The organism is Microcystis sp. M44BS1 (genome assembly GCF_020244875.1).
In the GTDB taxonomy this organism is placed as follows: domain Bacteria; phylum Cyanobacteriota; class Cyanobacteriia; order Cyanobacteriales; family Microcystaceae; genus Microcystis; species Microcystis panniformis.
Map to the genome: position 1 here is coordinate 1 of NZ_JADBVM010000144.1, position 13114 is coordinate 13114.

A 13114-nucleotide genomic window follows, 5' to 3' on the forward strand; every position below is an offset into this window, starting at 1 on the left:
CACGGAGAGGAGAGTTGTGAAAGTTTTTTGGAAGAACATGAATGGCCATCTTTGTGTGCCACTATTCATAAAAAGAGTCCGCCACCTGAAAAGCCGCCCTCCTTGGCCGGAAGCGGTCAGAATGATTGCTTCTCTTGGGGGTTTTTTAGGTAGAAAAGGCGACGGTGAACCCGGTGTTAAAACTATTTGGTTGGGACTGCGAAGGTTACATGATATTAGCCAGACTTGGAAACTATCTCATCAAATTGGTCCCCCCATAGAACCCCCTTGAGCCATATTGCACACTTTTCTCTTTTTGTCAAATTTTATGTTAAGAAAGATGTGACTAATGGATAGCTTATTAAGGGGGGGTTGGGGGGGCCACACCCTGCCCCCACGAAAAACTTTTTCAGCAGACCCTATTTACCCCTCAAATGGAATTGCTACAGTCTTATCAAGCTACAATACGCTTAACCATAGGGGAGGAAAAGCGCAGGATTCTCCCATTTGTATCGCTTTTCCTCCTTAAAGATTTCAATTGTACGCTCGATCGCTGGTTAAATACAAGGCGTTTAAATAATAGACCTCCTGCATGATTAAAAAGTCAGTCAATTCTAGGGGAGAAATCAGCCTATTCCCTGACTTCCCCCAGAATTCTGAGGGACAAAGCTCTAATCCTTAAAATCCTAACGTTTTAAAGGATAAATACCCGGTGGCAACCAAAATCCTTCTGTATAGCCATTCTCCCATTGCATATAAACGTGATCGAAGAAATCGAGGTTTTCAGCATGAAGGTCTTTGATTTGCCATTTAGGCCCGTTTATTCCGGTTTCGTGTTTGCCCTGTTGATCATCCCAATAATTCTCTGGGTTGGGAAATTGAGTCCGTTTTGCTCCATCTTTGGTGATGTAATAAATGTGACCCGATTGATCCTGATTATTTCGAGGCCATCTTGCTCCTATTGCCCCACGAGGTGCTAGGTAATCTTTTTTCAAAAAGTAGAGAAAACCGAGACGACGCAGTTTTTTCTCAACGCCTGTAACTTGAACATTATCAATTAAACAGGGGTCTTGGAAAAGTGCTTTGACGGTGGCTAATCCTAACTTTTCAGCCAGATATTTCATCACACAGGAGACGGAATAAGCACAGGGTGCGTCATCAATATGGTATTGATCTTTGTTTTGTTCAACTAATTCGTTTAGTTTGTTTCGACCTTCCTCCGTTGCTTCCATAAAGGTTTCTTTGGACTGAAGAATGGGCAGGATTCCTTGTTCAAATAACCGGCACCCTTCGGCATCAGTTAACCTGTGATCTGTCGGCAGAGACTTGGTGTGTTTAAGCTTTTTGTAATCATCTAAAACCAGACCCCCATAAATAGTTTTAGTATAATCTGAGGAATCTGCCACATAAATTATAATGCTGGTTTCTTCTTCATGATTTCCTTGATCAAAACCGATGGCGGTAATTTTGCGCTCACCGATATTGGTAAATCCTGAATAGGTAATCGACCAAGAACCATCCGTTTTAACCTGACCACTGCCTAGGGGGTGTTGATCATCTGCTTTTAGTTCTACAGTGACTATTCCAGGATCGACTTTGCCTGTAAAAGTAACAGGTTTTAGACGTTCAAATCGAGCCTGATCAGTAGGATTGATAATTTGTAAGGAAGTCATGGTATTTCTCCTATGAGATTGTTTGCAAAAGTTAATTAAATGATGAGAAAGGGGAGAGATTCCACAATCTCAACGTTCCACTTTCTTCACCACGAGGATGATCGATAGCCGCTAAATATTGACCATCTGGACTTATTTGTAAGTCATAGATATAGTGTTCATTACCCTCAAGATGACCTAATGATTCACCAGTAAGAGAATACAAACCGATGGTACTGTGACGACTTTCAAAATCCTCTGGTTCATAAATAGGAAAGTGAGTAGCGGCTAAAATCTGACTATTAGGACTAATAGCAACTAGATTGCCAATAGAAAGTTCTTTGAGTTTTTCGCCCGATGGCATTTTCCAGAGGGTAACTTGCCCTAGAAAACCCTGAACTGTTAGAACAATTTGACTATCAGGACTAAAGAGAACTTGAAGAATTCCGGGCGGTTCTATATTAGCATCTAATTGAGCAAGCTCTCGACTAGAAGCTGTTTCCCAGAGAACAACCGTTTGATACTTGTCAGCGTTTTCGCCAATCGTTGCTAGAAACTGACCGTTAGGACTAAACGTCAGAGAACGGATTTGATAATTGGGTTTTTGAAATTGGATAGCGTCTTTCATATTTTCTCCTTATTTTGTGACTTTGGTTGTTAACCCCGCCGATATCAAAAGACAATGACAATCCCCAATTAATTAAAATTCTTGAAGCAGTTCATCGAGTCCAAATTTTTTGACATTTTTTACTGCTTGAAAAGGATTAAAGGTAGCAGAAGGTAAATCTTGATGATAAACTCCTGCAACGGATAATTCTCCCCCATTAACGAAAACTTGACTTTCAAAAGTTCGCCATAGTTGAGGGACAACGACTAATTGAGTAGAACCCATTTCTGGTATTAGTTTAGACATTTGTTCGTTAACAAAACGATTAATTTGTTGATAAGTTTTTTGGACTTCTTTGTCATCTTTATATCGTTGATCTTTACATTCTTTATGAAGATAACGACCTCCTATTTCAGCCAAGCGTTTGCGTAGAGGACTATTGGAAGATTGAGCGGCTTCATAGCCAATAATAAAGACATCATGAGCCACAGCTTCCAGTAATAACTGACGTTGGATAGCCAGTTTGTTAGGCTTATCCGTAAAGTGTAAAATTTTAGCCATTGCTAAAGTCTGAGCGCAGACATTGCCAAATGTTCCCCAACCTCCAAAAGCAAGAAACTTATCCGATGGAGGAATACAAAGAGAATTAAAAGCTCCATTGGGATTTCGTCCATCAATAATAATCGTTTTGCTCTGTTGATTGGTTGGTAAAGCTTTTAACTGATTAGCTATCTTTTGATCCAGTGCTTTCTGATTAGTATCATTAAAGTTGTCACCAAAATGATAGGAAGCTTGGGGATGGCGATCAAAAATAAACACTTGAGCATCCCAATTATCATCATTGACGATAGTAATACCTAATTCCTGAGTTATATATTTGACAATTTCTTCTGTAGTTCTATAGCCATCATAGTGATGTTTGGCTTGAGAATTTGCAGTAATCACTTTCAGTTTTAGGTTAGGAAGTTGGCGAGCAAATGCCCGTAAAGTGGTATCATCAGCCCCCCAAGTTAAAGGGCGTTTTAAATGAGCTAATCCACGAGATCCTAATAGCTGATGTAAGCGTTTTTCCATAATCTCGGAACGAAATTCATCAGCATATTTAGAGGGAGAGTCACCGATGGCAAAAACAATATCAATGATAGGCTTATTCAGACTCTTAACTAAATCAATGGAATACTCTAATTGACGAAGCTCCATGTTATGAAAAGCTCGGAGTAATTGATTGTCAGAATTGCTATTCTGATAGTCTCCTAAGCTAGTAATTTCTTGTTTTAAGCCCATAAAACTCCCAATAAGAACAACTTGTTTCTTTTGTTCAATGTAGGGAATATATTCTTCAGGGGATTGAATGAGGCGATCGCTAATTTTAAAAGCAGTCTCTTTCCGAATAGATTCAGGTAAGAGTAAATAAGCTTGTCTGGCCATCATATCGGTTTGCCGTCGTGTGGCCATAACAAAGGGTAAATAAGTTGTCTCGGAACGATGATCAGGTTCGTTACCAGAGGGAAAAATGCCTCTTCCTGAACCCGCAGATTCACGATCTTGGTCATTAGAGCGATGATAAACACCAATATTCGGAAATTCAGCATTAATGGTTTTAATTTTATCTAATGCTGTTGTCAGAATTTCTAGATGAGGCTTATAAGCAAACCATTTTGTTACACCATTAACAGGGGTTGTTAGTGTTAATTGCCAGTGATTATTAGCGGCAGATTGATAGCTATTAATCTCAAGTTCACCTCCAGCTATCAAGGAAAATTTTTGAGTAGGATCAGTAATCTGACTGCCATCTAGGGTAGATTGTTTGATAACAGTATTGACTAGAGCTTTCAGTTTTTGGGTAGTCATCATTGATTCTCCTTTTTTTCAATATCAGAGGATTATCTAAGTCTCAAAACTAGCAAAATTTGAGGACATAACCCTAATTAGGGACAGTAAATTGCATAAACTTGGCAGGTATTGCACACTGATTTCCAGAATCCCCACTATTGCCATCAATCAAAATATAGGCTGTTCCATCAACGATCGCTAATCCTTCTGATGACTGGGGTAATTCTCGAAGGATTTCAGGTTTAAGAATCGTATTGGGTTTGAGATCCTCAGCCGATAGTTTCCAAAAAACGAAATTATCTTGACCATCTTTCGGCCCGCCAGCAATTCCCCAAATCTGGTTATTATCAAAGGTAATTTCTCTGATTCCCCGTCCCCCTAAATCTAGAAGTGTTGCACCATCGAATTGATAGTTATCCAGATTAGCCATTGATAGTAAAACAGCATAATTCTTAGCGTCTAATGTGACAACGGGAGAACGTAAGCCAATCCAAATCTTGAATTTTTCGAGGGATAAAGGCTCAGGAATGGCTACTGCTCCTTCCGCATTAAAAGCATTGGCTTGTTCACACGCCACTTTATCTCCTAATGATTGATTAGCCTTGGTTTCCGCCTCATCAATAGCACGACTCACGGCACTGATAATCTTGTTAGAATTCACATCTAGACCTTGAAAGAGAACTTTAGAATCGATTTGAGGACTTTGGATCAGTTCACCAATAATTTTTAATTGATTTCCCGACAATTGAGCCTGTACAAACCGTTGTCTATTTGCTTTGATCTCACATTTATTGTTACGACTGTGAGAACCGAAGAGAAGAACTTTATTATCATCTAATTTTGCGATCGCTTCAATGTCACTTATTTTTTTCTCTAAGGCTAACTGACTTTGACGAGTTGAGTCTAATTGCTTAGAACTCACAGAATAGAGAAAGAGAGCGTCTTTTTGTTCATTATCTGCTACTAAAAGGCAATTTCCTTCTGATTCTGGACAGGTTACTTTTACGACAGCAGATGGTTCACAGACAGGATATTTTCCCAGTGTTGATACATTGTCAGCCTTAATATGAGCCATCGGGAAAAGCCAACCGAGAAGAAGAGCCAAACTAAGTGCTGATAATAGCTTGAAAAGGTGGGTAATTTTCATAGAAACAGTCCTTAAATTATGAAACACTCGATCGGGGGAAGCTTAATTCAGGAAAATAGTAATAACTCCCCCATATTTATGTTGACAATTTTAGGTCAATGCGGTGTAAATTTCCTCCGATATTTCGGTATCTTTATAGTATTCAAAGTTAATTTCTTGGACTGTTTCTGTCATGGTGAATAGAACATCTTCAATCTCACGAATCAAGGTTTCTAAATTCGTTTTTTGGATTAATTCCTCAGCAATAACATGACCGAGAAGTGCCATCACTTTAATCGTCACAGGTAAGACATATTCATAGGTATCTTTGAATCCCGTCATTAATTCCTGATCAAATCGTTCTTCGTCCCAGTGGGAATATGCTGTTCCTGGACCATAATCGGTTTCAACAAACATATATTGTAGTTCGGGAATCTTCTTGATTGTTTCGGGTTTAAAAGCACCCGTATTTTGATAAAACAAATTCATCCATTGATCCCAACCAAATCCTAATGTATGTCCAATTTCGTGAATAATTGTGCCAGCAATACCATAATTAGTAAACGTTCCAAGATACTTAGTATTAAACTCAATCTTGCCATAGACGGTATTGCCTTGTTGATAAGGTTTATAGGCTCTAGCAATCACAGAACCAGGACTATAAAATGTTCCTAGTCGGATCACAATATTAGACTGAGGAATGACAAAACGATTCCAAAAGTTACAGGCTAATTTAGCGGTTGCTTTCAGCTTCCCATTGTCATCGTTTAAGATTTGGTAAGTAATCACCGTGCTTCGGTTAATATTTGGGCGAATGATATTGACATGAGGACTATAAGCAAACCAGATGACTGAACCATTGACAGGGGAAGATAAAAGCAATTTCCAATGATTATGATCCACCCTGTCATACTGTTGAATCTCAAGTTTCGATCCAGCTAATAAAGTAAATTTTTGTCTTGGATCGGTTATCTGTGTACTATCAATGGGGTATTTTTTAATGACAGTATTTACCAATGCTTCGATAGCTTGAGTCGTCATAAACTTTTCTTCTCCATTGCCAATAAAATCATTTGAGCGCACAATAGTATAAGGTTTATCGGGATAAAAATTGTGGTCTTTATCCATCTCTCCCCGCACATAAGGAGCAAGGGGTGCAACAGCTTCTATGTCACGATGAAAGGTCAGAGTTTCTAATTCAACCCATCCACAATTGCTATTTACTCCTTCAGGTTTAGAGATAGCTGTACCAAGAATTTCAGATACGGGAAAAAAAGGTTTTTCTCCACCGATTATTCCTTTGATATAAGCTCCTTTAGGGATGCGTGCTACCATGTCTCCATGAAGGCTTAAATCATCGAGTTCTAGCCATCCAGGGATGCCTTGGTTGGGATTGAGTTCTTCAGGGATTGATATCATAATTAAGTCCTCAAATAAGTGATCATAATTATTAAAACTAGGAGGGGATTAGATTGATTTTGCCCTACCTAACAAAAAGTTTAAGTTTCTTTGACTTCTGCGTATTCGTCAAAGACAAAATGAACATCTTGATCGCCTTGACTTTTATCTGGCCATTTCAGCCAATAGTGTCGTTCTTCACGGCGAAAATCTAATACAGGATATTCTCCCAAATCGATATCTATCAAAGTTTCTGGCGGTAAGTCAGATGACTGTAAAGTAGAGGGTTTAAGAATGGTTTTTTGGGTAACTTTTAAGATACCGGGTTGAGATTCTGATGTATCTTGAGCATCCCCAATTAAACCGACTTTAATCGCATCTGCCATTTTTTCAGCATCAAAGAGATTCAGATCCGCCTGAGAATCAACAAAACAACATTCAATTAAAATGGCTGGCATTGAGGTATGTTTAAGGACAAAGAATTGAGCATTTTTGACTCCTCGGTTTTTAAAGCCAAGCTTAACGATTTCAGTGAGAACCGATTGAGCGATCGCTTTTCCTATATTACTGAGGGCAAAAATCTCTGTTCCAATTGGCTTATCTGTACGAAAAGCTTTACCATCAGCTTTATTAAAGTGAATGGAAACAAAGATATCTACTTAATCAGCAAAGGTTTAAGTGTGCCGCACAGATGCGAGAACCGCTATAGATGAGTTAGATAGCTGGCGTGACTAGGTAAAATTAGATGCGGTATTTATACTTAATACTCTAGATCGTCTATCAGAGCTTACTGCCCTAAAGACGGTAAATTAATATATTTCTTGAGGTTTCTATATATAAGTTTACAGAATATTGTTGAGCTATTTATTACTAAAAAAAGTTGAGTTTGATGGCAAACAATCTTAACACCTAAGCTCGCCAATCTGAACTTTAGCCGATTCTCGATCGCAATTTTAGGCCACCCTAGCACTTCCCTCTTTTGCCACGAGGATTTTTACCAAGAAAAATGATCTGTCTGCCTGAGAACAGGCTATAGTGATCATCAAACCCTCAGTGAAAAACTTCCCGTGTCTTCAGTATTCCGTCTTCCTCCCTATTTTTCCCCCGCTCTGCAGCGTCGAGTCATGAAAACCCTCGCCGCAAAAAAAACCCGTCAATTCTTGACATGGGCGGCAGCTTGTGCTAGTTTTTTGATCCTCTGGGCGTGGAATTGGCAGTTAGTTTTGGCCACTTTAACCGGGGTGGGAGCGATGATCGGAGTTTACCATCTCCAGGGTCAAAACTGGCCATCGCTGTGGCTGTGGGGGCGTGCTTTTTTCAGCGCCGATAGCGGTAAGTTAACTTTAGCGGTAGTCTGTGGCGGTTTAGGCAGTTTAGCCACCTATCTCGCCGTCGCAATTTGGACCTATGCCGAAAATCGCTGGTTGGCCCTGGCCTCAATTTTGCAAGGATTTGGCACGGTTTTGACTTTAATCCTGCTAGGATGGCATTTTCTCGACCATCGCGGTCAAAATGAGTCAAAAAACTTTGATCGCTGGTTAGAAAAATTAACAGTCCATGATCCCTTAATGCGCTTAATGGCCGTCCGACGTTTAAGCGAAATGGAACTTTCCCCCAGTCGTCGAGAACAATGCCAAGAATACTTTCGTTATCTTCTCTCGCGAGAAACCGATGCACAAGTGCGATCGGCTTTATTGGATAATTTTGCCGGCAAAGAAGCAATCAAACCGCAACCTTTACAAATACCCCTACAGGTGAAAAAATCCCCCCTAAAATACGATTAATACTAAATCCTGTTTAAAAAGTATAGGGAAGTGGGGAAGTGGGGAAATTGAACTAAAACCCCAAAACCCCAAAACCTAAAACCTGTCTCCTAACGACCGGCTCCTGACTCGGAGAATACTGACGACCGACGACCTGCACCTGAATCCTAGGCCACCATTTAAGATAACTGCTATAGTTAAAGCTAAAGGCTGACTGCTAGAGGCTGAAGAGGATATTTTTTTTACACCAAAGTTAACTCGCGCTCCTCGATATTTTGGAACATCAGCGTACTCAGATAACGTTCCCCAAAACTAGGCTGAATCACCACAATTAATTTACCCTCATTTTCCGGTCGTTGGGCCAGTTGAATCGCGGCGCAAAGATTGGCACCGGAAGAAATCCCCGAAAGTAAACCCTCTTCTTTTGCCAGACGACGACCAAATTGAAAAGCTTCCTCATCACTGACAGTAATTACCTCATCAATCAGATCTGTGCGTAAAACTTCCGGAATAAAACCCGCACCGATACCTTGAATTTTATGGGGACCGGGATTACCCCCAGAAATCACCGGACTATTGAAAGGTTCCACCGCGACTACTTGAAAACTAGGTTTACGCGATTTAATCACTTCAGCGACTCCCGTAATCGTGCCTCCAGTACCCACACCCGCAACAATAAAATCTACCTGTCCCTCCGTATCTTGCCAAATTTCCTCAGCAGTGGTGAGACGGTGAATTTCCGGGTTAGAAGGGTTGCGAAATTGTTGCAACATATAAGCGCCGGGGATACTATCGACGATTTGTTGAGCGCGTAAAATTGCCCCTTTCATGCCTTGGGAGCCGGGGGTAAGTTCCAGGGTAGCACCGTAGGCTTTTAACATCGCCCGGCGCTCTAAACTCATTGTTTCCGGCATAGTTAAAATTAAGCGATAACCCTTAGCTGCCGCAGTCATCGCTAGAGCAATTCCCGTATTGCCGGAAGTGGGTTCCACTAAAACCGTGGTTTCTGGATTGATTAAACCCGCTTTTTCGGCGCTATTAATCATGTGAGTGCCAATGCGATCCTTGACGGAAGCAGCGGGATTCATCCCTTCTAATTTCATCACAATTCGGCCAAGACAGCCCTCCGCCTGGGGAATCCGATTCAATTGTACTAAAGGAGTGCGGCCAACCAATTCGGTGACATCGTGAGCGATACGCATGATATTTTCTCTGTCTAGGTGATTTGTGTGCTTAGTTATAGCGGTAAGTTCTCAGCTTTAGCGTTTGAGAATTTCCTCACTAGCCAAGGAGGCGCTATATAGCTCACTTATAGCAAAGGCCAGCCCTAGATCGGCAAAATTTCCATTTTCCTTTGTTTCTTCAGTCGGTCCGAGTTGATTCCCAGAAACAGGCAAAACTACCATGACTGATAAGATTGCTTTTTTCCCAAAGCTTATACTTGTACTAAAATAACTATAGATAGGTTACTAAAGTCAGAATTACGGTCATGACTATTAAATCTAATCTAAGTAGGTGGGTGGAATTAAATATAAAATGAACGTAGGTTGGGTTGAAGCATGAAACCCAACGCCCGATTATGTTACGCTACCGCTTACCCATCCTACAAATAATTGTGCCTACCTACTTAGCTATATTGAAAGAACAACACATAGAAATTAAAGGCGTATATTCTAGAGTAGTTATGATAATGTATAAAGATCAATATAAAGAAAAGAACCCTAAAGATAAAACCATCGCTGAGAAATTTAATACCTATCATTTTGTAAAGTATAAAGAGCAAGTGGTTGACTTATTAACCCGTGGGTGTACCGTTAGCGTCGAGACAATGGCAATTATCGAGGAGATGAAAAAATTATCATAAAATATCCCGTAAGGTGCGTTACTTAGCTGCGTTAGCCTTAGTAATACACCCTAATTCTGATAAATTCAAACTATTTAAAATACGGGTTTTTATTGGTCTTTTTTCATCCCAGAATATCAGAGATGAATAAAATTCCATCGCTAGGGAAGAATTGAGAAGCTGTAGTGTTTTCTGAGCAGTATCTAAATTATCAAAGCTTAAGAAGTAAACAGTATCATCGAAAATAACTGGTTGATTTTGATAGGGTGATATAAGTTGAAAATTAAGTTTCTTATAAAGTCCAGAAATGGCAATTTTAAAAGGAGAGAAAGTGTAAGAACCAACGCCGAATATAGAAAAATCTGGTTGATTTTGATAGATTTTGCTTTTTCTATTCCCAAAGTAATCTACATGATTAACTAGATACTGCCAAGTTTTTGGCGCTATATCTCGCATATTTTCTGTAGATTCACCAATAAACTTCTGAGTTACTAAAACGTATTTATTGATAATTTCTAGGCGATTTTGTGCCACATCTGAACCTTTAAGAAGAGGATAAAGATAGGTGGTTTCAATATCAACGATTTCCTTTAAACCATTGACAAAAATTCCATTAACTAACTGCAATTCCATGACTTTTGAGCAATCATGTTTAATACCTGAACGCCATTTTTCTACTAGAGGATGCCGATGATGTAACTTCTCTAGTCTGATAAAAGTATTTAAATCTCTGACTAGAATATCATTTTGATAACCAATACGCTGAAACTCCCTTTCCTCAAAACTCTTGAAAACATCACAAAAGTAATTTTCTGATTGAGAATCAAATTGACAAAATAGGAGACAAGCATCTACATTAGCTTGAAAATATTTTTGAGTGTTTATCGGATAAATTGCCGAATAGATGAGATTAATTTTCTGAGTATAAATATAGTTCAAAATTTTTCTAGAAACGGCTGTTTTGCAGATAATTGCCAGATAAGCTGAACGATGATTAAGACATTCAATCAATTTAATTAACATCCATTCTGAAATATCAAAGTTACTTTTTCCTGTGATAGCATCTAAACCCTGATAACCTTGAAAGTTACTTTTTTGCGGTAAATTGCTACCATTAATCAATCCCTGTTTTGAGTTTGTTATCCAAGGTAGATTCCCCAAGAATAAAATATTCTCTTTCCATGCTTGAGTTAGAGCATTCCAATCACAGTCAAAAAAATTATTTTGATGAACTTGTATTCTTGTATCTTGGCATAATTGCTCATCTTGGGCTATCTGTGCAACATAATTAGGATTAATTTCAAAGCCAAGAATTTTTTCAGTTTGTTTGAAGGTAACTGCTGCGGATTTTAAAAAGTTTCCTGTACCACAAGTTGGCTCAATAATTACCTTGGGATTAACATTTATTTGTGATAACTTTTGGCAAATCTTTTCGGCTAACTCTAAAGGAGTTTGAAAGTCGCCGTATTCAACTTTAACTGGAGAAACTGACATTACTAATTCTCTCTATAAATAGCTATTAATCCTTCTTCTTGACCAGCAAGATCAATTACTCTAGTATATTGTAGTCTCCACTGTAAGGCGTTGGAAATGGTTAAAAATCCTTGTAATGGAGGATTAGCAAGAATTTCATCGGCTATATTGGCTGCTGCCATTTCATCAACGGGTAAGTTTTTATCTAACATAAAGGCAATTAAATCATCTTTGTTACCCTGATTGTTTAAGATGTTGCGAATACCACGAGTCATCCGGAAATCAGCTGTTCTTTCAGCCGATACAAAAATTGTCGTGATCATTCTTAAATTGGCAGTGCGATTGAGACTATTATCTAACTTTTCATAAACAAAAATAATTAAGGAATATCCTAAGCCAAAAATCTTTTTTCTTGCGGATTTAAAAGGACAAGATGATTGTGGTTGTTTAATACTGGTTACTTTTATATCAACCAGCAACTCAGGAAAATCGATACCACTGGCTGCATTACCCTCAACAAAATCATATTTTTCTTTTAGATATAGTTTAAACTTTTGTTCTAAGTAGGTTCCGATCGCTTTACCATCTGTAACACCGTAGAGCGAAGCTTCTTGATGTTGAGACTCTAAAGCTGAAAATCTAGCCGCCTCATTACCCAAAGATTCTTGGGTTAATCTTGACATATATAGCTAAATTAATTAATCTCCTCGTTTTTTCTATCTGACAAAATTAGCAAGCTTTCTTAATTATAAGTCAACTGCCATCTATGTAATACATCGCTGTGAAGCTTGAGACAAAATATTATCGCTCATAGTTTTTTCTTAATTTGACATCCTCGCCGCCGTAAAACGGACGGCGATTCCCAAACCTCACGATTTAGGTTTCTGCTTCTTTCCCTTGCGGGGTTCCGCACCTGCCTTAACAGATTTACTCTGCTCTGGTCTTATGGTCGCTCTACAGACTGACACCGCAAGCCCTGCGGCCAAAATATTTTTACTAGCGTTAATATCTCGGTCATGGTGAGTCCCACAGTCTGGACAGTCCCATTCTCGAACATTTAACGGCATTTTCTCAGCAATATACCCGCAATTACTACACCTTTTAGAGCTAGGAAACCATCTATCTATTTCGATGTAGTTTCTCCCATACCAACGGCATTTATAGGCTAATTGTCGAGTGATTTCTCCCCAACTAACGTCAGATATTGCCTGAGATAATTTCGGGTTTTTGACCATATACTTGACGGCTAAATTCTCAACCACAATCGTTTGGTTTTCCCGAACTAATTGAGTGGTTAGCTTATGTAAATGGTCTTTTCTACTATCGGTGATTTGAGCGTGAATCTTGGCTACTTTGATTCTTGCTTTTTCCCGATTTTTTGACCCTTTCTGTTTTCTAGAAAGATTTTTCGCTGCTCTTCGCAACCTCTGATAATGTTTC

12 protein-coding genes and 1 pseudogene are annotated in these 13114 nt (G+C 39.1%); 3 read left to right on the forward strand and 10 right to left on the reverse strand.

Annotation, left to right across the window (positions count from 1 at the left end; genetic code table 11):
* A pseudogene (locus IM515_RS11790) lies at positions 1-271 on the forward strand (IS4 family transposase); the annotation flags it as partial.
* A 394-nt stretch (positions 272-665) separates the two neighbouring features.
* Here IM515_RS11790 and IM515_RS11795 read toward each other — a convergent pair.
* From IM515_RS11795 to IM515_RS11820, 6 genes are all read right to left on the reverse strand, one after another.
* The gene (locus IM515_RS11795) at positions 666-1652 is read right to left on the reverse strand and encodes a hypothetical protein (protein ID WP_287629028.1); all 987 of its coding nucleotides are present in this window, start codon (positions 1650-1652) and stop codon (positions 666-668) included.
* A gap of 31 nt (positions 1653-1683) precedes the next feature.
* Positions 1684-2259, reverse strand: coding sequence for a WD40 repeat domain-containing protein (locus IM515_RS11800; protein ID WP_002756787.1), 576 nt, complete (start codon positions 2257-2259; stop codon positions 1684-1686).
* 72 nt (positions 2260-2331) lie between these two features.
* On the reverse strand, positions 2332-4092 hold the full coding sequence (locus IM515_RS11805) for a DUF4127 family protein (protein WP_287629027.1): 1761 nt from the start codon (positions 4090-4092) through the stop codon (positions 2332-2334).
* Positions 4093-4162: 70 nt separating this feature from the next.
* Positions 4163-5218 (reverse strand): DUF3616 domain-containing protein, encoded by a 1056-nt coding sequence (locus IM515_RS11810; RefSeq protein ID WP_002753633.1) that lies wholly within the window; start codon positions 5216-5218, stop codon positions 4163-4165.
* A gap of 90 nt (positions 5219-5308) precedes the next feature.
* The gene (locus IM515_RS11815; RefSeq protein WP_287629026.1) at positions 5309-6616 is read right to left on the reverse strand and encodes a leishmanolysin-related zinc metalloendopeptidase; all 1308 of its coding nucleotides are present in this window, start codon (positions 6614-6616) and stop codon (positions 5309-5311) included.
* An 80-nt stretch (positions 6617-6696) separates the two neighbouring features.
* Positions 6697-7248 (reverse strand): N-acetylmuramoyl-L-alanine amidase, encoded by a 552-nt coding sequence (locus IM515_RS11820; protein WP_287629029.1) that lies wholly within the window; start codon positions 7246-7248, stop codon positions 6697-6699.
* Positions 7249-7662: 414 nt separating this feature from the next.
* Between IM515_RS11820 and IM515_RS11825 the strand changes: the two genes are divergently transcribed.
* On the forward strand, positions 7663-8379 hold the full coding sequence (locus tag IM515_RS11825; protein WP_287629024.1) for a hypothetical protein: 717 nt from the start codon (positions 7663-7665) through the stop codon (positions 8377-8379).
* Between the two features lie 221 nt (positions 8380-8600).
* Here the strand turns inward: IM515_RS11825 and cysK are convergent, their stop codons facing one another.
* Positions 8601-9560: a cysteine synthase A gene (gene cysK, locus IM515_RS11830; RefSeq protein ID WP_002741039.1), complete on the reverse strand. Its 960-nt coding sequence runs from the start codon at positions 9558-9560 to the stop codon at positions 8601-8603.
* 413 nt (positions 9561-9973) lie between these two features.
* On the opposite strand from cysK, the gene IM515_RS11835 reads away from it, so the two are divergent.
* The gene (locus IM515_RS11835) at positions 9974-10222 is read left to right on the forward strand and encodes a helicase (protein WP_287698003.1); all 249 of its coding nucleotides are present in this window, start codon (positions 9974-9976) and stop codon (positions 10220-10222) included.
* Between the two features lie 18 nt (positions 10223-10240).
* Here the strand turns inward: IM515_RS11835 and IM515_RS11840 are convergent, their stop codons facing one another.
* The 3 genes from IM515_RS11840 to IM515_RS11850 all read right to left on the reverse strand — a co-directional run.
* Positions 10241-11695, reverse strand: a complete 1455-nt coding sequence (locus IM515_RS11840; protein WP_287629021.1) for an SAM-dependent methyltransferase — start codon at positions 11693-11695, stop codon at positions 10241-10243.
* Between the two features lie 2 nt (positions 11696-11697).
* On the reverse strand, positions 11698-12357 hold the full coding sequence (locus IM515_RS11845; RefSeq protein ID WP_287629019.1) for a type II restriction-modification system restriction endonuclease: 660 nt from the start codon (positions 12355-12357) through the stop codon (positions 11698-11700).
* A gap of 186 nt (positions 12358-12543) precedes the next feature.
* Positions 12544-13114 (reverse strand): RNA-guided endonuclease TnpB family protein (locus tag IM515_RS11850; RefSeq protein ID WP_287698005.1); only part of this gene is annotated, 571 nt, incomplete at its 5' end.